Below are 25840 nucleotides of genomic sequence, written 5' to 3' on the forward strand. Positions count from 1 at the left end.
TAATTACTTTATCTTCAACAATACCCATACCAGACTCAGCAACCGCTTGTTGAGCAAGAGGAATACGAGCTTGGTTAGCTGCTAGAGATGCTGCACGGAAAATTGCATCTACTTGTTCTTGAGAAAAAGTAGCGAATTCTTCTTGAGCAGCTTTTACGCGAGCGACGAGTTCATCGAGCTCTGATAAATTACTTACGTACATATAATATTGTCCTAAATACCCATATATAAATACCCATATATAAACAATCATATACTCGTTAAAATAATAGACACTGAGATTCAAGTAATGTCATTTCTCATCAGTATTTTGAGTGTTAATTATCTTGATGTATTTAATTACTCTGTATGGGTTTAATTAATTTCAGTTTTGAAAGTCGATTTTACAATCGAGTTTTAATTAAGGAGCAGCGTAATAAACCCCACGCCAACTAACGTGTTATTTAAAAGCAGTTATTACGCTGCGAATTGATGAAATATCTTATTATTGTGTTCTATTTCTAACTCAGCACTTATTTGGATAAATAAAGTACTAGCTAAATACTACACCTAGGCTTAAAAACAGCATGATCATTGCCGTAATCATTCCGATTAATGGGCCAATAAATCGTAGCCAAGAGGAGTAAGCAACTCGACCAATCGCAAGCCCGCCCATTACAACCCCAGAGGTCGGTGTAACAAGGTTTGGTAAACCGGAGGCCGATTGGAATGCGGTTACAACTAGCTCACGACTCACTCCAGCAAAATCCGCTAACGGTGCAAGTACCGGCATAGATAAGACTGCAAGGCCAGAAGAAGATGGTACAACTAGACATAGCACCGCTTCTATCCAATAAATTGCATTAATAAAGGCAATTTGGTTTAAGCCAGCTAATAAACCCTCAGCATAATTAAGAATAGTGTGAGTAATATTACCGTTATCCATTACAACGACTAAGCCACGAGCAATAGCAATAATAAATGCTACGCCAAGTAAGTCTTTTGCTCCGTTAATAAAACTATCGGTAATTTCAACTTCTGTCATACGGGCAACAAAGCCGACGACGATACTCGCACCTAAGAAGAGAGCCGATAATTCCGCCATCCACCAGCCTGCGCTAGATACACCCCACATCATTAATACAAAGGTAAGGCCGAATATCATCAACACGACTTTACGAGTTGTTGTTAGCTCAGGTACCTTTTGATCTCTCGCATGTAAGAAGTGGCTTAAGTTATCTTCATATTGATGAGCAACAATCGAGCGCGTTGGATCTTGTTTTACTTTCGCTGCATAGCGCATCACATAAACAACACAGATTAACCAACCAATCACTAGAATAGCTAATCGGAGACCAAAACCATCCATAAAGTTGATTTCAGCAGCGTTAGAAGCAATTACCGTCGCAAATGGGTTAATAGTAGAGCCCAAACAACCAATACCAGCACCAATCATGATGATAGCAACACCAACGATACTATCGTAACCAGCCGCAATCATGACAGGAATAAGGAGCGCATAGAATGGTATTGTTTCTTCAGCAGTACCGTAAACTGTACCACCTAGAGCGAACAAACCCATTAGGATAGGAATCATCCACTTCTCACGGCCAGCAAGACGTTTCATGGTTCCACCGATACCAGCATCGATTGCACCAGTGTCTGTCACGACAGCAAGGAAGCCACCAATAACAAGTACAAACAGGGCAACGTCAACAGCTCGTGCAGCGTAGCTTAATGGATCATAGAAACCTTGAATCGGTGCCATCACAATATCAAACAAACCTTGTGGGTTCGCTTCTATTGTTTGGTAGGAGCCGACCATTGGAACCATTTTTCCTAATGTTTCATTCAGGACCATTTGGTACTGACCCGCTGGAATAATCCAGGTCAAGCCAGCCATCAGAACCGTCAGAAGCATCAAAATTGTATAAGCAGAAGGAAATTTAATTTTGTTCATTATTTCGTCCTAAAGTAAGGTTAACGCCCTACTAAACAGCTATGCTTGTTATGCAACACAATCCATGATTTCTTCAATACTTAAGTTACTAAGCCCCATTTTTTTCAGTGTTCTACCGTTTTCAAAGTAGTTGGTATCGTTGTAGGCATTATCAATATGCAAACAGCTAGTAATCATTGGCGTCTCAACGCGAGCCAATTGCGCAAATTCATAGCAAGGTACAAGAAGATAAGCCGCATCTTCAGTGATGTAACGGTTGCTAGCCGAGTTTGGCGCGCTGTTTAACTTGCCATGGGTTTCTGATGTACGGTTCACTTCATAAACGCTAGTGCAATCCATATCATAAAGATTGTTCATCGCTTCTAGCTCAGGTTTCAATGACAAACCAAACGCTGAACCAACCGCTAGACGCTCATTCTCCATTACTGCAGCCGCTTTTGCTGTTGAAATTGAGCAGCAGTCTTTGTAATAGTTAAATTGACCATCAAAGTTCTCCAATAACCCCATATTAAGCGTGGTTAATAAAGGGTGCCCGCCAAAGTTTATGTTTTCGAGACCTGCCTCAATAACATTACTTAAAGGTTTTAATGGCAGCGGCATCACTGGCTGTAAAGCATCAATTGCATGTTGGATACGATTCGCTGGTAATGACGCCACAGGTAAGTGGGTCTTCATACCCAAAATGGCAAGCTGAGCAGGACCGATGATTCGAGTTGCCCACGGAATAGAAATCGCGTCCACAAACGTAATATCTAGGTTTGCGTAACCTTGTTCAAATTTGATGTTGTTAAGCACAAGTGACCCATAATTTCCAGGCATCAGCATGATGATTTGTCCATCACGTAAGTGAGGTAGCATATCGACAAACAATTGCTCTTGAGCGAATGCTGGCACTGGCATCACAATAAGGTCTGCATATTCTAATGTTTCCGCAATATCACGGCTCAGCTTATCGATAGGTTGAAAACCTGAGTACTCAAGTGATACATCGTTAAAACTCGCAAGAGCTTCAATACCACCACGCTCTTCAATATCGGCTAGCGGATGATCAAAACCTTTTGAACCATACAAGCAGACTTTAGCACCGTGCATAGAAAAGTGATAAGCCGCAGTTAAACCCGCATTACCAGAACCAATAACAGAAACTCGAGTAGACATAATTTTTCCTTAATAACGTTTAATTTCTGAAACGCAGATTAAGGTGAACTCTGGAAACTAAGCCAATGACAAACCGTTGGCGAGCTATGCAAAAAAGTTATAGTCTCTTAATACTTACAAGCTAACTCGCAGAAAACATTAAACTTATTCTTTATTTCACAATATGTACATTGCGTGGAAAAGTGTGATTGTGAACAAGTCACTAGATATTACCTTTATGTAAAGGGCTCACTTTTAGTTGAATTCCCAACTCATCGGCTAACAGTAAAAAATGCTCGATAAAACGTTCAGCATGTCGATTAATAGGTTTCAATGCTGGGTAGAGAATATCGAATTCAAACGGGAGGCTAAATGCCAGAGGGCGCATCACTAATAAAGGATTTGTACTGTCTAAGACGGCTGTAAATGGATCGGTAATTGCGATACCAACCCCTTGTTGCACCAACACAGACGCGGTACTTGCTAACGATACTTCAATCTGTTCATTGAGCGTGAGATCATAACGCCTTAATAGCGTATCAATACGATTTTGTTGGCTATCTTTTTCATGACGAATAATGACTTGATTGGCAATATCTGGAATATCGATAACATCCAGTTGCGCCAAGGGCGAAGAGACAGGAAGTAGACAAACACACTCACATTCGACATGTTGGACATCGACACCAGCAAAACCCTGCCCAAGGAAAGAAAAACCAATATCAATTGCTTGGCTTTGTGCATGACGCAATACATCTTCAGAGCGATAAGTTTTTAAGCCGACTTTAAGCTTGGGCGCTTGCTGGAGAAAATTACCTAACACTCTTGGTAGATAAGCATTCGAAAGAAGTGGCATTGCGGCAATATTGATTGAACCAAACTGATTTGTTTTAATTAATTTAGCCGCTTGTTCAAGGCCGAGAAGCGCATTAAAAACCTTCTCAGCTTCAATATAGAATGCCTGCCCCTCACTACTTAAAATAAGACGATTACCCTGACGGGTAAATAACTCAAAACCGATTTGTTGTTCTAGATTTGATAGTAAACGACTAACGGCAGGCTGACTTAAATGGAGCCGATTGGCCGCTGATGTCATTGTTTGACATTCGATGATCGCTTTAAAAGCACTTAATTGAGAAAACTTCACGTCATATCCTATGCTTTAATGTCGCTTTTTTACGCCTCTATTTGCTGTTTGCATATTGAGGCTCCCCGATACTAAACGCCGTCAAGTTACAGATAGCGTACAGATAAACGAAAAGCGAATGAACTCCCACAAGCCTAGATAAACTAGGTGGTTGAGATGAATAAACGCAGTCAACACCATTTCATGTTCAAGTAAAACGGGTATATAGCGATAAAAGTCGCATAATATCCCCAATCAAAGAAGGGACGTACGTTTTATTCTCATTATTGCGCTATTCGGCAGAATCGGTGACATTACGCTCTAATGACTGTCGAGAATAGCGTGGCATCATGATTCAATAATTAACCACTGCGCCTTTACCTGATTTCTGCCATTCTCTTTGGCATCGTATAATGCAGAGTCAGCTCGAGCCATTACTGATTTAAAGCTGTCTTCTGGTGAGATATTGGTAATTCCAATAGACAATGACACCCTAGTTTCTTGCTCTACATGTTCAATGATTCTTTCCGTAATCTTAATCGCATTTTGCGCATCCATATCAAACAAGACGATAAACTCATCACCACCCCAGCGAATAAAATCATCACTGTTTCTCAAGCAACTTCTAACGATTTCAGCGACCTGTTTTAATACTCGATCACCTTCCAAGTGGCCAAACGTGTCGTTAATGTTTTTGAAATGGTCGATATCAAATGCAATTAAAGAACATTCGGACTGTCTTATTTTTAACCAGTATTTACTCTTTTTAATTCGACTTTCTAGATAATGACGATTGCGACAATTAGTTAATGAATCGTAATAAGCCGTATGTTTTAATTTATGGCTTTGATAAAAGCTTAACAATAGATTTAAAACGACAATAATTAATATCAGTCCGACGCCTAAAATAAATGAGTAGAAATGTTGTTTTTTAGACTGATTATAATATTCAGTAAAATCCATTTTTAATAGAAGCACTCTATTAATATCTGTCAAGTAATGAAAATACAATAGAAAACTCTCACCCGTACTATCCTCCCATACAATCTGGTCCTCCCTCAATGCCGAGTGAAATTGCTCTTCAGTTACATAAGGAAAAAGAGAAAAAATGGATTCGCCTTTAGTATGCTTAGGGAGTCTAACTGCACCACTTTTGTTCAGAAAAGAGACATCAATATTTTCATCTAGTCCCTGAACGCGAGTATAGAGTGCATTATAATTTATCCCGACCCCTAAAATTCCGATCACATTTCCGTTATCATCTTTGAGTTTTTGATCGTAGTAAAAAGAGTAAAGCGTCTCATACTCGGCATCATCTGGGTCATAAAAGTTGTATCTATAATCCTGAGGCAAATCGAGAAAATCTTGAATCCATTTATCTCGGTCCGAGGTGGTATCGATGGAAAGAATACGACCAAAGTTATCTAGGTAAAGCTTCTTTTGTATATCGACTAAGCCAATAGTCTTCACCGAAAGAGATTCCTTTTTCTCATTTAATTCAAGCAGGAGTGCTGTAGGATCATAATGCTGTTGTATTTTATAGGAATATAGCTCAGCAAGGGCCAAACTTGCATATTCATAGGTATGATTTACATCTTTCAGAGTTCTTGAGATGTAATTTTTCGTTCTTTGCAAAGTGGTCTCTATCATATTTTCTTGAAATATTCGTAGACTCATGTAGTAATGACCAAAATTAATCAATGAAAATACAATGATAATCAGCACTGCCATTCGTATTGAATTGAGCATGTGACCATCAACATAATTCCGATCAATTTTCATTTCCACCTCAAGAATAATGTAAGAAATTATCAAACAACGAGCGAACAATTCTCGGGAAAAGCATTTAACGTAATGCTGTAGTGGACCTTGATTCTGTTCAAGAAACCGTACCCCATTCGCTTGGATTATATACCGTTATTGAGGAAAGATAAGTGATGGTTGATTGTTTTTCATAAGTATAAAGGGCACCTCAATGAGAAACCCTTTCGTGATTAATGCAACCTATTTTTATTGGGAAAAGTTATCTAGAAAAAGTATCTTGCGCCAATATAAGCGCCAGACAAATCAACATCGATATCGCTACCACCATAGTTAACTGTGGTAAATGTCGCTCGATAACCTAAATGCAGATCGACGCCTTGTCTTAAGCGAGTTCCCAACTCAACACCCGCTTGATAGGCAAGTTCAGTCTCAGAGAAACTTGTATTACTTGTCGAACCATCTATTGATATCTGACCAACACCAACCATAGGGGCAAGGTATAGATTACCAAAATCGTACTGAACAAATAGTTTCGCTTTGGCGTTAACAAATAGCGCATTCCCGTCTACTTTAAGCACACCTGTACTATCAGCCTCACCAAAATTTCGATATTCAGCTTCAACACTTGTTTTGACTAAAGGGTGTGTATTAAATTCATAACCCGCTAATAAATTAAAACCCAAATCTGCGGTTTCGTCAGCCGATGCGCCATGAATCGTGATATCGACACTATTTGCTGCTGTTATGTCAGCACCAATATAAAACTTGTCACCCGTCTTAGTAACAAAGTCATCTGGCTTTGCTATAGCTGATGTACTAAAAAGAATGAGAGAACCTGCGATTAAACCAACGACGTTTTTCATAGATAATAACCATTGAATAAAATTCAATCATACCAAACATTAACACTTATGGAATAACATACGGCAGAAAGTTATCTATTGTGCAACAAAAAATCGTTCACGATGAATTACACAAATTAAAATGAAGTGGCTAATGAAACATCGTATTAAGCGTAGAAACCAAAAGGAAAGGTTCTCCTCTGCATTCATCTTAGATGAGAGCTATGCAGAGGAGATAACATTAACGAACTCGAATACGTGGTGCAGGGGTGTCGCCTCTCATGGTCAATAAGAACTTGTCCATGGGTGCTGGTGAAGCGACCTCTGGCAACTCATTTCCTGTTGGCCTATTTCGCCAAAAGGTATCCCACGAGGGGAACAGGTCATGAAAAGTTCCGTTGTAAGGCTCACGCCCCGGCCAACGCATTTTCATATCGCCAATCGCAGGTCGGTTCAAATCGCTCGCATACCAATAACACGGTAAACGACGACGGAAAAACCACTCTCCATTAATTCGCTCGTAGTCATCCCAATACAGCATTTGCATGATGACCCATTCAGGTCCGGTTTCATGTTCATTTTTTGAGTAAACGACGCCAATGGCATGGTCCTCGTCGATGAACTCAATAATGTGCTGCCCGATATGATGCGATGTTCCTGTGAATTGATCTCGTAACGTTTGGTCGACCCAGCTTTTAAGATGAGCACGACCTACTTTTTCTTTCCCTACTCGGATATCTTCGGCAAACAAACCGACATGTGCATCCAGATCTCTCATATCCAATGACAATGCGTATTTGCCAGCCAACTGGCGAATCGCTTCAGTAGATTCAAGACGATCCAGACGCTGCGCCAAGTTAGTATCTGAAATAGCCATCATTACATCCTTATAAAAATGCCATGCCGCCATTTACTGCAATATTTTGCCCAGTCACAAACCCAGCATCATCACTGGCTAAAAAGCTCGCCACTTTCGCGATATCTTCACTTTCACCCATTCGGCCAAGTGGAATCGCGTTGATCATCTGCTGTGTCCACTCTTCTGGAATATCAGCCATCATTGGCGTATTGGTTGGGCCCGGTACAATAGTATTCACTCGAATACCCGCCGATGCCAACTCACGAGCCATGCTACGCGTTAAACCAATAACACCTGCTTTCGATGCGCAGTAATGGCTTGGCCCCTCACCAGTCATTGCAGCAGTACTCGAAACATTGATGATCGAGCCACCACCCTGCTCTTTCATCGCTTTTGCGCCTTCACGACAACAAATAAATGTCCCCGTAAGGTTTACTCCAATGACTTTATGCCAGTGCTCATCTGGTGTATCAATAAACTCATCAATCGAACCAACACCAGCGCAGTTAACAACAACGTCAAGACGTCCAAACTGTTGGATGACGGTTGCCATTGCATCTCTCACCGAACTGCTATCGGAAACATCGCAAGCGACACCAATCACATTGGCATCAAAACCGTCCGCCGTCGCTTGAGCTGCTGTGGCATTAATATCGATCGCTGCCACTTTGGCGCCTTGTTGTGCAAACTGCGCCACAACAGCTTGACCAATCCCCTGGCCAGCACCTGTTACCCATACAACTTGTTCCTGATGTTTCATACTCTTGTTTCCTTACTAGTTAATTTAGGTTACTGACCCAGCCCTGCGCGAGGGTAGTCGATGTAGCCTTTTGAGCCTGGTGTATACAAGGTTGCTCGATCAAAATAGGCGAGCGAAATGTTGTGTTTAAAGCGTTCAACAAGATCCGGATTAGCAATAAAATGACGGGCAAAAGAGACTGCATCTTTGCTATGCCCCAAGGCTTCGTTCGCGGTATCCGCGTTGAAACCATCATTTAAAATGAGTGAACCTGTGAAGTATTGTCTCGCCAAAGCAAACGCATCGATATTCGGGGTGGGTGCTCGCATCACATGCACGTATGCAAGCCCAATCGAGTTTACACCTTTCAGTAAAGCGCGATGACTTGCCACAGGATCGAGATCTTGGGTGTCATTAAATTGATTTCCCGGATTGATTCTTAAACCAACTCGCTGAGGGAAAATGGTGCTCATCGCCTCTAAACACTCGATAGAAAAACGAGCACGATTTTTAGCATTGCCACCATATTCATCAGTTCGAACATTGGTATTACTGCATAAAAACTGCATAGGTAAATAACCACTGGTACAGTGCAGCTCTACTCCATCAAAGCCGGCTAGCTTGGCGTTAATTGCCGCTTGACGATGCTCTTCTACTACCGCTTTCACTTCGTCAGTCGATAATTCACGAGGCACATCAAAAGCCTGCATGCCTGCGGAGTCGGTATACACTTTGCCTTTGGCATGTAACGGTGATGGAGCGACAGTTTCAACTCCCTCAGGTTTGATATGATGGCTACCAATGCGTCCCGCATGCATGATTTGCAAGACGATTTTTCCACCCTCTAGATGAACTGCATCCGTCACTTTACGCCACGCCTCAATATGCTGTTCAGTTTCAATACCGGGCTGACGACAATACGCTTGGCCTGTCACGCTAGGCCATGAGCCCTCCGCGATAATAAGGCCTGAAGATGCGCGTTCTGCGTAATACTGAACCATCATCTGGTTTGGCGTACCATCAGCATTGGCCCGATTACGGGTCATAGGAGCCATGACGATACGATTTTTAAGCTCGATTTTGCCAAGTGTCAGGGGCGAAAATAACGGTGATTCAAGTTTCGCTTGAGATTCCTTTTTATTTTGAGTGCTCTGTACTTTATCGGCGCATTCTTTATCAACGCATTCTTTATCAACATAGCTTTCCATGATCCATCCTTAATCCAATGCAGTAACTAAGACAGCCGAACGACCACCATCGACAGGCAGATTCACACCCGTGATATAACTCGCCTCATCACTAGCAAGGAAAGCGATTGCAGCAGCCAGTTCATGAGGTTGTCCGACTCGACCCATAGGGATCAATCTTTCTGTTTTATTTTTCATCTCTTCATCGGACAACATACCTTGCGTCGCAGGTGTTTCAACGACGGCAGGCATCACACAATTGACACGAATACCAAAAGCCGCTCCCTCTGCAGCTGCAGCACGAGAAAAATTAATCACTGCAGCTTTTGATGCGCTGTAGCCCGACATATAAGCGGTACCTAACTCGCCACATATCGATGAAAGATTGATGATAGAACCACCCTTTTCTTTCATTAATCGCAGTGCACAGCGCGTTGCCCAGAACGTACCATCCACAGAGGTGGTGAAATTCGCATGCCACTCAGCTGTCGTCATCTCCTCAATGCCACCCCAAGTAAAGGCCATCGCATTGTTCACCAGAATATCGAGTTGACCGTAATCATTATCTACGCTGACCAATGTTTCGATCAGTGCTTGCTCATTACTTACGTCACAGACACGAGCTTCAGCGCTGCCACCAGTTTTTTGAATGCGCTCGACGACCTCATTCAATGGATCTAATTGACGGCCACAGATAACCACTTTTGCTCCTTGCTCAGCAAAATATTCAGCCGTTGCTGCACCAATCCCACTGCCGCCGCCACTAATGAATGCGACTTTACCCTTGAGTCGCGCTGCATTTGATTGTGGTTCGCTAATCCTTGTCATATATCCTCCTGATGAATCGAAATGATGAGTTTATGCTCGAAGAAAGCCGCACCGTATCGTTAGATAAAGTGGTATTTGCTCTCTAGATATTTGCCTTTCAGATTAAGGGCAAAGCTTAATTTCTATGCAGCGGCTAATCAGCGGTTGCATGGGTGTCTGATTGGAATCGTTGGACAAGCTCATTCTTCAACACCTTATTCGAGGCGTTAACCGGTAAGCTATCCACGAAGCGCACATAACGCGGCACTTTGTAATTTGACATTCGTTCTCTTGACCAACGAATCACTTCCGTTTCATCCAACTCGCTGCCATCTTTAACGACGATGTAGGCACAGCCCACTTCTCCCATCCGCTCATCGGGTACACCAATAACGGCAGACTGAGCAATCTGGGTATTTTCAGCCAGCGCAGCTTCTATCTCAGCGGGATAACAGTTAAAGCCGCCGACAATGAACATATCTTTGATGCGACCAGTAATTTTAAGGTTACCCATTGCATCCAGCACACCGAGATCACCGGTATGAAGCCAATGTTCAGAGTCGATCGTCTCTTCCGTTGCAGTCGGGTCTTCGAAGTACTCTTTCATCACATGAAAGCCGCGAATACACACTTCGCCAGCTTCACCATAAGAGAGTTGCTGCCCTTGTTTATCAAAAATAGCGACGTCTGTCCCTGCAATCGCTTTTCCACTCGTTTGAGCGATAACTTCTGATGGGGAGAGTGGATCACATATTGTGGCTAACCCACCACACTCCGTTAAACCATAAGCGGTTGTGACGGTTTCAATCCCCAACTCGGCTTTCATTTGCTCAATCAGTATTGGAGGAATCGTTGAAGCCCCCGTCACTGCAACTCGAAGACTCGATAAGTTTGTCTTGTTTAAATTTGGATGGGAGAGTAATGACAAATAAAGTGTCGGTGGCCCAGGTAAAATGTTGATGCTTTCGGACTCGATGCGCTTAAGGACTTTCTCCGCATCGAACACTTGCTCAGGTAAGATAGTCGCACCGGCTAACAAGGCGGACACCCATCCTGCTTTATAACCGAAAGCATGGAAAAATGGGTTGATCACTAAGTAACGTTCTGCCGGACGTAAGCCGATAATTTGAATGTACTCTTTGAACGCCTGAATACAGGCGCTATGTACACTCACGACCCCTTTAGGCTTGCCTGTTGTGCCCGAAGTAAACATCAAGTCAGAGGCATCACTCGCTTCAAGTGAGCTTAAACGGGAGTAGACATCATGATGAGAAACCCTTTCGCCCGCACGAATCACGTCGTCCCATTCGAGCATGTTCGCTTGCAGTGGTGCTGTTCGCTTACTCATTACGACAATTTTTTCTAGGCCAACTGGCATTGCATCCGCTAGCTGTGCAGGGAAATCACTATTTAGAAAATCACCGACACAAAACAATACTTTGCTACCACTGCGTTCAATAATTTCTTTGGCTTCATGGACTTTCATTCGTGTATTCAATGGAACCAATACCGCTCCAGCCGCTTGTAAGCCCAATGCTGCCACAATCCAACGCATGGAGTTTGGTGCCCAAATTGCTACTCGGTCACCTTTGTTAACCCCAAGGCTTATTAGTCCTTTAGTCACCTCAACCATTTTTTCAGGCAGCGCTTCATAAGCGATTGATTCGTTACCATCACGAATGGCGGTAATACCTGTATATTTTGACGCAGCATCGATGACGACGCCGGGAATGGTGTCGGCTTGAACATCAAATAATAACGTATCCATGTTTTTATCCTTTATCGATGCCATGATCTATTCACACTCTGCTTGTGCTTCTGCCTGAGCCTCAGTTGATGCCCCTTGTGTAACAAAACCTGCAGTATCACGCTTAGCATCTTGATTGGCAGCAATATGATTCGCGGCGATATAACCGAATGTCATCGCTGGTCCCAATGTTGAACCTGCACCGGGGTAGCTTTTACCCATGACAGAAGCTGAGCAGTTACCGATGGCGTATAGCCCCTCGATATGGGTGTTGTTTTCAGATAATACGCGGGCGTTATCATCAATGACTAAGCCACCTTTCGTGCCGATATCTCCGGCATTCAGCTTCATTGCGTAATAAGGGCCCTTGCCGATAGGAGCTAAACATGGGTTTGGTTTAACGTTCAAATCGCCATAGTAACGGTCAAAAACATTGCCGCCACGGCCAAAATCTGTATCAACGCCAGTTTGAGCAAACTCATTCATCTTAGCGACCGTCTCTTTTAAACCGTCAGCTTCAATGCCAATGCGTTGTGCTAATTCTTCTAACGTATCAGCTTTCCAATAGAGGTTTTCATTCCATGCAGCAGGCAATCGCGCATCCGGCATTATTTGCCCTGGCATGAGCGGACCCATCGCGTAGTTGAATCGGAACTTGGCATCAAATACCACCCATGCAGGGATAGTTTTTCCGCCCGTCTCTAGGTTGTCTTGATACATCGCATGACCGAACTCTAGATAAGGTGCGGCTTCATTGTAGAAACGCTTACCTAAGCCGTTGACAACAATGGCCCCTGGGAATGCTCGCTCAGCAAAAACGCCACGAGATTCGTTTTCATTCGGCACTGACAAAGTCGGAGCCCACCAGCACCAATCAAGTAAATTGGTGGCTGCGCCATGACGAATACCCGCTTCTAAACCTGCACCAGCATTGGCACCTTTCGGTGTCGCGCTCCATGATGTTTTGGTTGGTGCTCCAAGATATTTTTCGCGCAACTCTTGGTTTTGTTCAAAACCTCCACTTGCCAGTACGACCGCTTTGTTGGCTTTTAACACAAGAGGTTCACCCTGCTGTTTCGTTTGCACCCCAACAACACGGTTGTTTTCAACCACAAGATCGGTCAACTCAGTATTAAGTAGTAGCGGTATGTTACGGTCCAGCATGCCTTTTCGTAGTGCCGCAATTAATGAGCTTCCTAACCCTGCCCATCGGTCACGTTTACCTTGGCGACGCTGACGAAAATCAAACTTGTAACGCAGCATTCGACGAATTAGCAATAATCGCCAACCTCGTTCACGTGCCATTGCTTTGTGTGCATCACGGGCTGTCCAAGCTATTTTTCCCATCAGCAGCGTCGAACGAGACGCCTTACGCATGGTATGAATTTCATCCCCTAAGCGAGAGGTATCAAACAGTTCAGGATCAAGAGTGCGACCGCCAGGTAATGAACCAGAAAGATGTGGATAGTAATCGGGGTATTTCTCAGCGACTTCGTATCTCACTGGAGTATGTTTTTCCAAATACCGTATCATTTTCGGTGCATTGTCGAGATATGCGTCCAAAGTGGTGATATCGACCTCACCTTCAGTGGAATTCTGTAAATATTCTAGAGCGAGGGCTTTGCTGTCATTTCCACCTTTAGCACGAAAATGATCATTATTCGGTATCCAAATACCCCCACCAGATAAAGCTGACGTACCGCCGTATTGATCGGTTTTTTCAATCACCGCCACCGATAGACCTTTATCTGAAGCAAAAATGGCCGTAGACATAGCACCCGCGCCGGAACCGACGACGACGACATCAAATTCTTGCTGCGATGATATTGAGCTTTGTTCGTGTTTCATTGGTTATCCTTTTCATTTCCATCTTTCCAAGCCTCGATGGATTAAGTACGAAGCTATTGAGGGCTAGGCTTCGGCCTTCGCTGAAAACTCGCGTTTAATCTCTTTTCGAAGTAGCTTTCCAGCAGGACTTCTTGGCAAATTACGCTCTAGAATATGAATTTGAGAGGGCACCTTGTAACTCGCTAGATGCTCGTTCACAAAGCTTCTCAGCTCTTGCTCATCGGCATAGCAGTGATGATCAAGTGAGACAACCGCGACAATCGCTTCGCCAGTGTCGTCGTCGTCAATGCCAAATACAGCCGCTTCTTTCACGGCGGAGTGACGTTGCAAACAAGATTCTACTTCTTGCGGTGATACATTTTCACCATTGCGATTAATCAGTTCTTTGAGTCTTCCAACGATGAAGAGGAAGCCATCTTTATTGCGCAGTCCGAGGTCGCCGGTTGAAAGCCAACCGTCATGCATCACTTCCGCAGTACCTTGCGGATTAGCAAAGTACTCGGTCATGACCGTCACGCCTTTAAGCCAAACTTCACCAACTTCACCCTCTGCCATCTCTTGCCCAAGGTAATCAACGATTTTCACTTGCATGATTGGCGAAATAACACCTGAACTACTTCGATTGGCTCGGAAAAGGTCACCTGAAATAGCTGACGCAACACCGTTACTTTCTGTCATCCCGAAACCAATACCGATCATCTGTTCTGGCATAATATTAAAGACATGATCCATCAGTGATTCTGGTACGCCCGCGCCCCCAAAACCAAGACCAACTAACTGCGCCAATATTTCATCCTTGTTCGGATGGTTATCACGAAATAGCTGCAATAGCATCGACGGCGCACCGTTAAACTGCGTCACTTGCTCTTTTTTCATTAAGTCATACGCGGTATGAACATCCCATTTATGCATAAAGACCAATCGGGTTCCATTGCGCAAAGCTGTCAAAAATTGAGCATGCAAGCCACTGACGTGGAATAGCGGTACAGCAGAAAGAATGACGGGTGTCTTGGCATCAGCGATGATTTTTTGAACTTTTCCTGGCGAACTCATCCCTGACATTGCAGAGATAAAATCAATATTAAATAAAGACTGACACACTGCTTGCTGGCTAGAAAGCACCGCTTTGGCGCGGCTTGTCGTGCCTGACGTAAACAGGATCAGTGCAGAGGAGTCATCATTAAGTTCAGGCATCGGCAAGGGAGCTTGTGGCTTATTGATTGTCTCAATAACTTCACGAAAATGAACCACACTCTCAATCTCTTGACTCTCACACTCTTTTTGGGAGTCATCCACCACCAATATCGGGCAATGTTCCACTGAGATTTTCCCCTCTAATCGAGCAAATCTGTCCTTATCACAAACCAACAGAGCGGGTTGAATATCTTCAAGTGCTGCTCGAAGTTCATCTTTTCTACCAAAACTATTTAAAGGGGCAGGAATCGCGCCAATACGCGCCGCGGCACAAAAAGCGACAGCCCATTCTGGTCTATTTCGACAAGCAATGGCGACGACGGAACCTTGTTTAACTTGCTGCTCTAACATCCAACATGCTAGACGATCTAACTCATCGAAAAAGCGTTCAAAACTCCAACGTTCTTCTTGGTAGACCATAAAACATGCTTGATCTTCGCGTCTCGCACTTTCGATAACCTCAGGTAGTGTCTTTAGTGCATTCTGATACGACAACAAACCACGACTGTCCTTTTGCAAAGCAAATGGGCTTTCCGATGCTGTTAGCTGCGATATCAGCTGAGAAACTTGAACATCCCGTTCCATAGACCAACCTCCTTATATATTCGATTCACTTGGGCAAGACAGGCTATATATGATGGTGCCATCGTCTTTGCTGTGCTGTTTTTTCAATTTTTTATCAAGCAACAAATAGTTCACATGGGCCGCCGTTTCACCGAGAGCCAGCATGGAATTCATACTATTCATTTCTCTTTTAAATAATGCGCGCATCAGTTGATACAAGTTACATTGTCCCTGAGTTTCAAGCACATCGCGCAGTTGCGCTAATCTTTTCTGATGAAGTGAGTGGATAATTTTTGCACGTTGATGAAGCCCTAAGAACACGCCACCATGAGACGGCAGAACTAATGTATTCTTTGGTAACGCTTGCAGCTTTTCCAATGATGCCAACCAACCCTTGAGTGGATTCGCATTGGGTTCGATTTCGTTAACAAAAACGCTACTGCTGATTTCAGGTAGCAGTTGATCACCACAAATCAACAAATCGTCTTCTGCGCTCCAAAGGCAAATGTGCTCAGGAGAATGGCCCTCCCCCATAATCACTTGCCATTTTCTACCCTTAATCTCAAAAACATCCCCCTCGCGAACACGATTATAAGTCGATGGATAAATGCTTGATAACGGGTCACTCTCAACCATCGAAAGGATGTTATCGATGAGATCTTGCGGTACACCATGAGTAAGATAAAACGGCTGAAGTTGAGAAGATACACGCTCAGTTTTCGAATCTGCTAGCACTCTCATCCATAAATATTCTCCTGCAGACATGTAAAGGGGAATATTAAATTTTCGCATCATCCAAGGCGCTAAACTGGCGTGATCATAATGAAAATGAGTACAAATTAAACCTTTAATAGGCAGCTCGAATAACAACTCATTAACAATTTTATTCCAAATTGTTTTTACTTCTTGGGTTGCCAAACCAGTATCGACCACATACCAACCATCCACATCTTCAAGTAAGTAGATATTGATATGGTCTAAACCTAAGTCCATGGGCATGCGTACCAGATAGACGCCAGACGCAATAAACGTCAGTGCTCCATTGATTGGATCGGGTTTGATTGGATACGTCAGTTCGTTCGTTTTGGACTTGGTTAAGTCGGTCGTTGTGCTATCTACTGTCACCAATAACCTCTTCATTTCGATTTTTCGAAAAAAAACAATGTTAGCACCATGTAAACAGAATGATATGAAATGCAATACGTCCAAAAGGACGATGTTTAATTCTACAAAGTCTCTATCTTCTTGGTACAACAAACAAACTCAACTGTGTAAAGCTCGTAACACCAATCTAATTAGGTGCTTACCTATTGAGTGACATTTTAAACACCGGCCTTTGAAATTTTTCGATGGTTGTTCGACTGACAGGAGATACGCATGGATCCGTCACCACAAAATGCAGTCAATTGGCGCACTCACACTACGTTATTGTTGCTCGCACTAATTTATGTTTTTTCTTATATCGACCGTAACGTTATCGCGATCCTTATTGAACCTATTAAGCAGGAGTTTGGTGCGACAGACACCATGATGGGCTTATTGTCAGGATTGGCCTTTGCCACGGTATATTCGTTGCTGAGTTTACCTTTGGGCCACTTGGCCGACAAAGGCGTAAACCGTCGTAATATGGTTGCTGTATGTTGCGCATTATGGAGTGTTGCAACTGTGCTATGCGGAGCCGTACAAAGCTTCTGGATGGCTTTGCTCGCTCGTATGGGCGTTGCGGTTGGGGAAGCCGGAGGAATGGCCCCGTCTATTTCAATGTTATCTGAACTCTACCCAAAAAACCGCCGTTCACTCGTCATTAGTATTTTCATGATGGGCCCACACTTAGGTCTATTGTTGGCCATGATGGTCGGTGGTTGGGTCGCCCAAGAATATGGTTGGCGTTCTGTGTTTATGCTGTTTGGCGCACCAGGTATCATTCTTGCTGTTTTACTCTATTTCTTCGGTATTGAGCCAGTTCGTGAAAGTTCTGCTCAAAAGAGTACTGCACATGCAAATAACAACGCAGGTGAAAAGGACTCAACTAACGAGAAAAACTGTGTTGCAGAAGAGAAACAAGCCGAGCCTGAAGCTAAGCCTAATGTTTCGTTATTTTCACAACTTTCTTCGATTATTAAAGTTCCATCGTTCATTTGGTTAGGCCTTGGTTGTGCACTTGCTGGCACGGCTGGTTATGGTTATGTCATCTGGGCTCCAACTTATTTAGTCCGAACTCAAGATATGTCTCTGGCCCAAGCTGGGTTGTTATTTGGTATCGCCAGCGGCGTGAGTGCGTGTCTTGGTAGTGTGTTCAGTGGCGTACTTTGTGATCGCTTAGTTCAAAGACACTTTCGCTGGCAAATCATTATTCCGATGCTAGGAATTCTACTTAGCTTCCCAGCTGGTATCGGTCTTATCTTGTGGCCCTCTGATATGAATATGGAGCTACTTGGTTACAGCTTATCTCCAAGTTTCGTATTTATCGCACTATTTGCTTTCTTTAACTCTTGGTGGCCGAGCCTTTCTTATGCTGCGGTAAGCCAAGTCGTGAACTCATCCCAACGCGCTAGTGCAGCGGCATTACTGAACTTATTCCTAACTTTATTTGGTGCAGGCTTAGGCCCTCTGATTACTGGTGGACTAAGTGACTATTTCGGTGACAACGGACTTGCCGACGCATTACTTGTTACCTTTTCCTTATTCTTAATTTCAGCTCTTTTTTATCTTTTCGCTTCATTCGTTTACAAAATCAACGATACAGATGATTTAGCGCAAGAAGACGATACAACTTCAACTAGCAATGTCATAGATACACAAAAAAATCTAACAGAATCAAAATATCAACAAGGAGAAAATCATGGCTAAAACCGAAGACTACCGCCTAGGCGAATTCACATTCCCACGAGGTTGGTTCATGATCGCGACTTCCGAAGACATTAACCAACCAAAACCACTTGCTGTGCGCTTTTTCGGTCGTGATTTCGCTCTTTATCGTGGCCGTGCAACGGGTCGAGTCGTATTGTTAGATGCTTACTGCCCGCATATGAAAACGCACCTAGCGGCTGAAAATGATACTTCTTATGTGATCATCGATGGTGGCGGTACCAATATTGATGGTGATGGTATCCGCTGTCCTTATCACGCTTGGCGCTTTGGCCCAGACGGTCAATGTGACGATATCCCTTATCATGAAGGACCAATTCCAAAAACAGCGTGTGTGAAATCATGGCCAGTAACGGAAAGTATGGGCGCAATTTGGGTTTGGCATGATCCAGAAAATGGCGACCCTGAATGGGATCATCCATCATTACCTCAGTGGGATGATGAGTCTTGGGTTCAATGGAAGTTTGACGATCTTGGCGTACTGAACCAGCACCCTCAAGAGATCATTGATAACATTTGTGATTATGGCCACTTAAGCCCAATTCACGGCTCAACAGTAGAGCGTTACGAAAATGAGTTTAGTGGCTACAAGGCGACACAACGACAGTGTGGCCCACACCGAACGCTTGTAGGCGATGATGGTGTAAGCCCTATCCTGCATACCGATACGACCTATCATGGTCCTGGCGTTCTTATCTCTTACCTAACTGGGTACTATGATTCCATTTTGATGATCACCCACACGCCAATTGAAGATGGCTCTGTTCATGTTTGGCATGGTTTATTAGTCAAATCACCAAGTGGTAAAGACAAAGCAAGTGTGGAAGATACGATTGCTGCAGGTCAATTCCAAGCGGCAAGTAAGCATGCGTTTGCTCAAGATTTTGAAGTATGGGTCAATAAAGCAGCATGTCTAAACGGGCTATTTTTACCAAGTGATGGTCCGTTTATGAAAGCCCGTATTTGGTACAAGCAATTCTATAACCCTAAAGCCCGCAAGCAAGAGTTCCTAGACAAATGCGAGGGCGTTTACGTTCCGAAAGGTGCTATCGCTTATACTGAGCAGTAGGCTATCAAATGCACATTAATGATAGTAAATACTTACTGACTTAATATAAAGGCCTTTATCTCGGTATCTCCTTGATGAAGGCCTTGTTCCAACTTGAATTATTTTATTAGTGAATAATTGAAGCTCAATATCGATTCACTCACCCATGTTTCGATTCTTCTATGACCGAACTTATGCCACTGGCATGATGCGGCTTTTCCAGTGCCACTCTTCCATTTCCCGCATTCAACATTAAAATTATTAAGATAATATTGACCTGTCTATAACTTTACACTTCATACTATATTAATGACGTATCGATCCAACTAATACACCAGTTTACTGGGAAGAGAACATTATGAACGCTCCATCATTAACTGATTTAGGCCTACGACCGTTTTTTCAACAACAATTGTCTTTAGAAGAGCTAGAAAATGACGCCCTTGGACGAGTTATCGAACACCATAAATCCGAAGTCGTCCTATTAGCGGGTGATGACGTATTACGATTTAGACTTCCTCCTAACCTCGATCCAGTTTGTGTCGGTGATTGGGTTTTGTTTAATGATCAACGTCTACTTCGAGTGCTAGAAAGACAATCACTATTTCAACGGAAAGCGGCCGGAAGTGGCAGAGAACGTCAGTTAATTGCTTCCAATATTGATACCGTTTTTATTGTTAGCTCACTCAATGAAGATTTTAGCTTGAATCGTATCGAACGTTACTTGGCATTGGCTAAAGAAACTCGTGTTGAGCCTGTGATTGTCTTAACCAAAGTCGATTTATGCACCGCTGATGTAGAAACGATTCGTAACCAAGTTCAGCAGCTCGATTCTCTGCTGAGCGTTTATTGTGTCAATGGCTTAGATAGCAACGATATTGCTGCTTTGAAAGGCTATTGCCAGCGCGGCAAGACAGTGACATTTTTAGGCTCATCCGGTGTAGGTAAATCAACGCTAGTTAACAGCTTACTGGGTCATAGTGAAATGGAAACCGGTGCTATACGCGATCAAGATAGCAAAGGTCGCCATACGACGACTTACCGCACAATCAAATGGCTCCCAGAGGGCGGCTTGCTGATGGATACGCCGGGAATGCGCGAACTGCAACTGAGCGATGCTAAAGAGGGAATTAAACTCACGTTTGCAGATATAGAATCCTTTGCTGAACAATGCCGCTTTAAAGACTGCCAGCATCACAATGAACCAGGATGTGCGGTGAACAAAGCAATTGAAACGGGTGAGATCTCACCTAGAAGATTGGAAAACTTCCAAAAGCTGCTGCGCGAAGAAGCTCATAACAGTGCATCTTTAGCAGAGAAGCGAGTAAAAGATAAGGCGTTTAGCAAGATGGTTAATACGGTTCAAGAACAAGCTCGTTCGGTGAAGAAATTTAAGTAATTCTTAACTGCTTCATATGGGTATCGAAACGAAAGCCGCTATAATTGCGGCTTTATTGATACTTGTTGGTACCATTTTTTTACGTATGTTATCAACTCAGCTAAAGTGACTGGATAAGCCTCACTACTTACCAGCCCGACCAAATCGTATCTCACACCTAGCTTCTCCTTCGTTTAACCTTATGGTGTAGTGGCTTATTGTTACGACCCTTTCTAGAGAAGTAGAGAAAGGACTGTAATAACGTTTGAAAGCTTTTAAAAGAACACACGTCACAAAGCACTCCACAAAGAACGCCACAAAATAACTACTTAAATTTCTATCCTGCTAGCTCATTAGCTAAAAATCCACTTAAAACTTACAATGGATAATCGGGTAAACACTGATGCCGTTAAATATATTGAGCAAGGACCCATTAGATACATTAGTTCCATAAAACAATGGCCTTACTGACAATAAACTCAGTATTGGATTGATATATTCCCCACTAACTCAACCTTGGTAAACTAATTAAAATTGACTTCATTTCAACCCAGTGAAAACTTTATTACATTTTGTACCAAAAATGAGACTGGGGGTATCTTGGTGATTTTTATGTTGACATTTACACTTTACTAAAAAAGCAAGTGCGAGGCGTAAGTTTATATATTTCTATAGCTTTAATTGTTGATAATTCAATCAATAACAAAAATATAGTTCACATATCGAAACCAACAGAACACTCAAAACAAATAAAAATCTCTTTAGTTTACAACCACACACAAACACCCGCTCAAAAAATAAGCATAAGCAATTGAAACTAAACAACAAAAATAGTGTGGTTTATTTATTTTTCTCGTGTCGATCATTTTTTTTGATTAACAGAATCATTCGTCTCGATCAATCAATTCGATCGATAAAAAATACATTTTTGATGACAAAAATTTTTATTCGTAACGACACGTAATGATCATCGATAGTTGTTAATTTATGCGTATAATTCTCAACCATTGGGTTTTATTCATCATAAAATCATTAATAAGAAAAGATATAATTAGTTTTTAAATGGATTTTTACGATGCAGATTAAGGATGAGGGAAGAAATTTAAATGGAAATGTAACTATGGGTATAGCAATAAAAATAGCATTGGTAGTTTCAATATTTATATTATCTGAGTTACTTGTCATTGAATTAAGCTCAATCAACAACGAAAAAGAATCCAATAAGGTCATTGCTAGCATCAATAAGGAGATGAAATCAATCTTCAGTGATGCGTTGATCACGTCAGAAGTATTAAAAGAAATGGTCGTGCTGTCCGAAAATTATTCCATATCTCAAGACGATTTCAACAAGCTTAGCCAAGCATTATTGGCTACCTATGACCATGTCGATTCACTGTTATTTTTACCCGATGGGATTGTTACCTTAGCCTATCCTTATGAAGAACATAAATTAGCGATTGGACATAACGTTCTTCAAGACCAAAGCCGAAAACTTGGCGCCAATCAGTCTATTTCCGGAAAAAACAACACCGTTATAGGACCTGTTACCTTGGTTCAAAATGGTAAGCAAGCCTTTATTCTACGTAAAGGTATCACAAACGAGGATGGGTGTTTTGTCGGGTTTTCCTCGTCTGTCATCTACCTAGAGTCTATCTTAAGCACGCTCGAAAACCTTTTGAGCACAATGAATGTAATCAATTACTCAATCATAGGATATGACCCTGATAACAGTAATTATTACGATAAAATCATTAGTGAAAAAGGTGTAATTGAACGGCAGGCGCATTCTGGAATCATTTGTATTTTCAATACGAGTTGGCAAATATCAATTTCGCCACGTGATACTAGCGTACCGCTTCGTTTGCTCATTATGATGGCTCTTTTGTTGACTTTGTTTCTTATCGTCGCACCTATAAAGTACTTTAATAAGTATCGCCTTTCTGAAAAAGTGCGTAATGACTTACAAAAGGAAGCGCATACTGACTTCCTTACCGGACTTCTCAATCGGCGTGGACTCGAAAGTAGATTTGATAGTTTAAAAAGTGAGAATGTCTCGGGATCTATCGCGATCTTTGATATAGATTTTTTCAAAAATATCAATGATTCTTATGGCCATGAAATCGGTGATATCGTGTTGGTTCAGTTTTCAAAACTGTGCACGGCCAAGATGAATTCGGAGTTTACTTTGTCACGGACTGGAGGCGAAGAGTTTATCGTCCTAATGCCACATATTGACCAATATCAGGCCAAAGAATATTGTGAACAACTTCGAGAACTCGTAGCAAAAGCTCCATTTTTCATTAAGCATTTAAATATCAGCTTAACTGTCAGTATTGGTATCGCTTGTTTTAATGGGACAGATGAAATAAAAAGTGCTCTCACTGAGGCTGACGATGCCCTGTATCAAGCCAAAAATACCGGCCGAAATCGAGTCTGCATAAAGGACTAATAGATACGAAACCCAAAAGACATACGTCATTTTATTAGTAGTAAATGATAACGTTTAAACCATCTTATGTCGTATCGCTTGTAAGCATTTCCTATAGGGGGATATATTGCCCCCTCAAAACACCTACCTTCGGTGGCGTAAACGCTATTACATCGTTTTATGGCAATCACTTGGCTTTTTAGCTGCACGACAGTTTGCCATGCAGCTAAAATATTAGTCTTCGTTGACCGTGAAGGAATGGCATACAAACTAATCATCTAAAGACAGATTTTCTTTCAGTTCGTAAGCCAGAATATCACCAGGTTGGCACTCTAAAACTTCACAAATCTTTTCTAAGGTACTAAAGCGTATTGCTTTAGCTTTGCCGTTTTTTAAAATGGATAAATTTTGTTCACTTACTCCAACTAATTGAGAAAGCTCTTTTAAACGCATTTTACGTTTTGCCATCATTACATCGAGATTAATGGTAATGTTCATGTTTGTTCCTTAGATGGTGTATTGCTGCTCTTCAGCGATTAGCTGTGCTTCTTTCATCACCCAAGCAATAACAAGAATAATAAAACCACAGAGTATCGATATAGCATCTAAGCCTGCAAACGATAGTACCAATATCCGGTCACCCGGAGGGTTATTAAAACTTAGTGTAACGGAAATCAAACCGCTGTAAATAAAGCCGCCAATAACCCAATAGAAGAATGATAAACCTATCTTTTTAAAACAATCAGCCGTACTTACGGTAAACACTTGGGATTGCTCATAGCTCTTGAACAACTTCACGAGTACCCCAAGTGCATAAACTAATATCCCACATGGCAACATACTCACTAAAAAAGCCAACAATCGCGTCGTTACCGTCAAGGGATCTTGTGTAAATGAAGTGATATCGTAACTTAATTGAACAATACCGGTCGAAGTCAGAAAGTCACTTTCTGTTTGGATTGTTAGCCAGAAATACAGATTCATAATCGGCAATGAAATCATTAAGAATTGCAGTATCAATCGAATTCTATGGCTATAAATTTTTATTTTGTGCATGGTTAAGCTCCTCATTAACGAGTATTCAAAATAGCATAGCTAGTAACTTTATCAATCGTTTTTTATCGTTTATCGATAAATTTTTATTCTTTAATAACAAGCACCAGAACAATTCAATACTGTACTTAAGTAAACTCACCATCACCACTTTGTCGCCACTATCCAATTTCACGCAAAAAAAGAGCCGCTAAAAGCGACTCTCAATTATTCATTATTTGTTGAAATCCCCAACGTATAAATTTATAGCACCATCAAGCGCTTTTTATGTCCACATTTTGCTATTAAACACCCATCAATTTGTGATTAAATTGTACGACAAATATATCCCAACCTGCTCACGGATAAACCATGGACGTTGTCTTAAACCAATTGCAATTCTCTCTCTCTATCACAGGTCCAATATGCCTAATGCTCGTTTTAGGCGTGATATTTAAACGCATTGGTTTGATCAATGATAACTTCATTGAAGTCGGTTCAAAACTCGTCTTCCAAGTTACGTTACCCGCCATGTTATTTGTGAGTATCGTGACAGCGAAGCATGACTTTTCAGCGGCTAGTCAATTCATTGGGTTTGGCATCATTTCCGGCATCGTATTTTTCCTGTTCACTCTTATTTCTGTCAGATTGTTCTTTAAATCATCTCCTGATCAAGGCGTGATTATCCAGGGTGGCTTTCGTGCCAACACAGGAATTATTGGTATTGCTTACGTTGCGAATGCATTTGGTAGTTCAGGTGTGGCATTAGGCGCATTGTATGTTGCGGCAACGACATTTCTCTACAATATCCAAGCCGTCATCTGCCTTTCTCCACGGGGCTCCGTATCAGGTATGCAAGCACTGAAGATGATGGGGAAAACATTAACCAAGAACCCTCTGATCATTGCGATTTCACTTGGTCTTCTTTTTTACGTTCTTGCCATTCCTGTACCGACAGTTATTACTGAAGCTGGTAATTACTTGTCGAAAATGACGCTACCTTTGGCTTTGTTGTGCACCGGAGGGTCACTGAATCTGAGCGCTCTTAAAGCAGAAAAAGCAGCGCAGTGGTTTGCCAGCAGCTACAAGTTAGTCATAGCACCAATACTGATCACATCGGTCGCTTATTGGATTGGTTTTAGGGGCATTGAACTTGGCATTTTGTTCTTTATGAACGCTTCACCCGTTGCGGCAGCAAGCTACGTGATGGCTCGCTCGATGGGAGGAAACTCGATACTGGCAGCAAACATCATTGCGTTCACAACGGTGGCATCCACTATCACTTGCACTATTGGCGTTTTAATCTTGCAAGCCTATAGTTTGATATAAGCTT

At 42.3% G+C, this 25840-nt stretch carries 21 protein-coding genes; 5 read left to right on the forward strand and 16 right to left on the reverse strand.

What is annotated here, in order from left to right; all coding sequences use genetic code 11:
• The 14 genes from DZ860_RS15725 to DZ860_RS15790 all read right to left on the reverse strand — a co-directional run.
• Nucleotides 1-202: hypothetical protein (locus DZ860_RS15725; RefSeq protein ID WP_133305448.1), on the reverse strand; the 202-nt coding region annotated here is incomplete at its 3' end.
• Between the two features lie 330 nt (nt 203-532).
• Nucleotides 533-1939 carry a YfcC family protein gene (locus DZ860_RS15730; RefSeq protein ID WP_120033115.1) on the reverse strand — a complete coding sequence of 469 codons (1407 nt, stop codon included), beginning with the start codon at nt 1937-1939 and terminating at the stop codon, nt 533-535.
• A gap of 48 nt (nt 1940-1987) precedes the next feature.
• Complete coding sequence (locus DZ860_RS15735; protein WP_120033118.1) at nt 1988-3097, reverse strand: NAD/NADP octopine/nopaline dehydrogenase family protein; 1110 nt, start codon at nt 3095-3097, stop codon at nt 1988-1990.
• Nucleotides 3098-3299: 202 nt separating this feature from the next.
• Entirely contained in the window at nt 3300-4223 is a 924-nt protein-coding gene (locus tag DZ860_RS15740) for a LysR family transcriptional regulator (protein ID WP_120033121.1), read from the reverse strand.
• 327 nt (nt 4224-4550) lie between these two features.
• The gene (locus DZ860_RS15745; RefSeq protein ID WP_120033124.1) at nt 4551-5984 is read right to left on the reverse strand and encodes a sensor domain-containing diguanylate cyclase; all 1434 of its coding nucleotides are present in this window, start codon (nt 5982-5984) and stop codon (nt 4551-4553) included.
• A 245-nt stretch (nt 5985-6229) separates the two neighbouring features.
• A complete protein-coding gene (locus tag DZ860_RS15750) occupies nt 6230-6829 on the reverse strand; it encodes an outer membrane protein (RefSeq protein ID WP_120033127.1) in 600 nt (199 codons plus the stop codon).
• A 220-nt stretch (nt 6830-7049) separates the two neighbouring features.
• Complete coding sequence (locus tag DZ860_RS15755) at nt 7050-7685, reverse strand: nuclear transport factor 2 family protein (protein ID WP_120033130.1); 636 nt, start codon at nt 7683-7685, stop codon at nt 7050-7052.
• Between the two features lie 10 nt (nt 7686-7695).
• Nucleotides 7696-8427, reverse strand: a complete 732-nt coding sequence (locus tag DZ860_RS15760; RefSeq protein WP_120033133.1) for an SDR family NAD(P)-dependent oxidoreductase — start codon at nt 8425-8427, stop codon at nt 7696-7698.
• 29 nt (nt 8428-8456) lie between these two features.
• Nucleotides 8457-9614, reverse strand: a complete 1158-nt coding sequence (locus tag DZ860_RS15765; protein ID WP_120033138.1) for an alkene reductase — start codon at nt 9612-9614, stop codon at nt 8457-8459.
• Between the two features lie 9 nt (nt 9615-9623).
• The gene (locus tag DZ860_RS15770; RefSeq protein WP_120033141.1) at nt 9624-10421 is read right to left on the reverse strand and encodes an SDR family NAD(P)-dependent oxidoreductase; all 798 of its coding nucleotides are present in this window, start codon (nt 10419-10421) and stop codon (nt 9624-9626) included.
• Between the two features lie 133 nt (nt 10422-10554).
• On the reverse strand, nt 10555-12168 hold the full coding sequence (locus tag DZ860_RS15775) for a FadD3 family acyl-CoA ligase (RefSeq protein WP_207890645.1): 1614 nt from the start codon (nt 12166-12168) through the stop codon (nt 10555-10557).
• Nucleotides 12169-12195: 27 nt separating this feature from the next.
• Nucleotides 12196-13995 (reverse strand): FAD-dependent oxidoreductase, encoded by a 1800-nt coding sequence (locus tag DZ860_RS15780; protein ID WP_120033147.1) that lies wholly within the window; start codon nt 13993-13995, stop codon nt 12196-12198.
• Nucleotides 13996-14058: 63 nt separating this feature from the next.
• A complete protein-coding gene (locus tag DZ860_RS15785) occupies nt 14059-15774 on the reverse strand; it encodes a class I adenylate-forming enzyme family protein (protein WP_120033150.1) in 1716 nt (571 codons plus the stop codon).
• A gap of 12 nt (nt 15775-15786) precedes the next feature.
• Nucleotides 15787-16878 carry an MBL fold metallo-hydrolase gene (locus tag DZ860_RS15790; RefSeq protein WP_165862916.1) on the reverse strand — a complete coding sequence of 364 codons (1092 nt, stop codon included), beginning with the start codon at nt 16876-16878 and terminating at the stop codon, nt 15787-15789.
• 252 nt (nt 16879-17130) lie between these two features.
• On the opposite strand from DZ860_RS15790, the gene DZ860_RS15795 reads away from it, so the two are divergent.
• The 4 genes from DZ860_RS15795 (at nt 17131) to DZ860_RS15810 (ending at nt 23496) form a co-directional block, all read left to right on the forward strand.
• Complete coding sequence (locus tag DZ860_RS15795) at nt 17131-18603, forward strand: spinster family MFS transporter (protein WP_120033156.1); 1473 nt, start codon at nt 17131-17133, stop codon at nt 18601-18603.
• Entirely contained in the window at nt 18596-19690 is a 1095-nt protein-coding gene (locus tag DZ860_RS15800) for an aromatic ring-hydroxylating dioxygenase subunit alpha (RefSeq protein WP_120033159.1), read from the forward strand. The genes DZ860_RS15795 and DZ860_RS15800 overlap by 8 nt, the downstream gene beginning before the upstream one ends.
• A gap of 337 nt (nt 19691-20027) precedes the next feature.
• Nucleotides 20028-21068: a ribosome small subunit-dependent GTPase A gene (rsgA, locus tag DZ860_RS15805; protein ID WP_120033162.1), complete on the forward strand. Its 1041-nt coding sequence runs from the start codon at nt 20028-20030 to the stop codon at nt 21066-21068.
• 1054 nt (nt 21069-22122) lie between these two features.
• Complete coding sequence (locus DZ860_RS15810; protein WP_243641870.1) at nt 22123-23496, forward strand: sensor domain-containing diguanylate cyclase; 1374 nt, start codon at nt 22123-22125, stop codon at nt 23494-23496.
• A gap of 249 nt (nt 23497-23745) precedes the next feature.
• Here the strand turns inward: DZ860_RS15810 and DZ860_RS15820 are convergent, their stop codons facing one another.
• Entirely contained in the window at nt 23746-23973 is a 228-nt protein-coding gene (locus DZ860_RS15820; protein WP_120033167.1) for a helix-turn-helix domain-containing protein, read from the reverse strand.
• Nucleotides 23974-23982: 9 nt separating this feature from the next.
• Nucleotides 23983-24531, reverse strand: coding sequence for a DUF2975 domain-containing protein (locus DZ860_RS15825; protein WP_120033170.1), 549 nt, complete (start codon nt 24529-24531; stop codon nt 23983-23985).
• A gap of 348 nt (nt 24532-24879) precedes the next feature.
• Here DZ860_RS15825 and DZ860_RS15830 point away from each other — a divergent pair, with 348 nt between their 5' ends.
• Nucleotides 24880-25836, forward strand: coding sequence for an AEC family transporter (locus tag DZ860_RS15830; RefSeq protein WP_120033173.1), 957 nt, complete (start codon nt 24880-24882; stop codon nt 25834-25836).
• Nucleotides 25837-25840 lie beyond the last annotated feature (4 nt).

Origin of the sequence: Vibrio sinensis, assembly GCF_003605645.1 — a bacterium.
GTDB lineage: Bacteria > Pseudomonadota > Gammaproteobacteria > Enterobacterales > Vibrionaceae > Vibrio > Vibrio sinensis.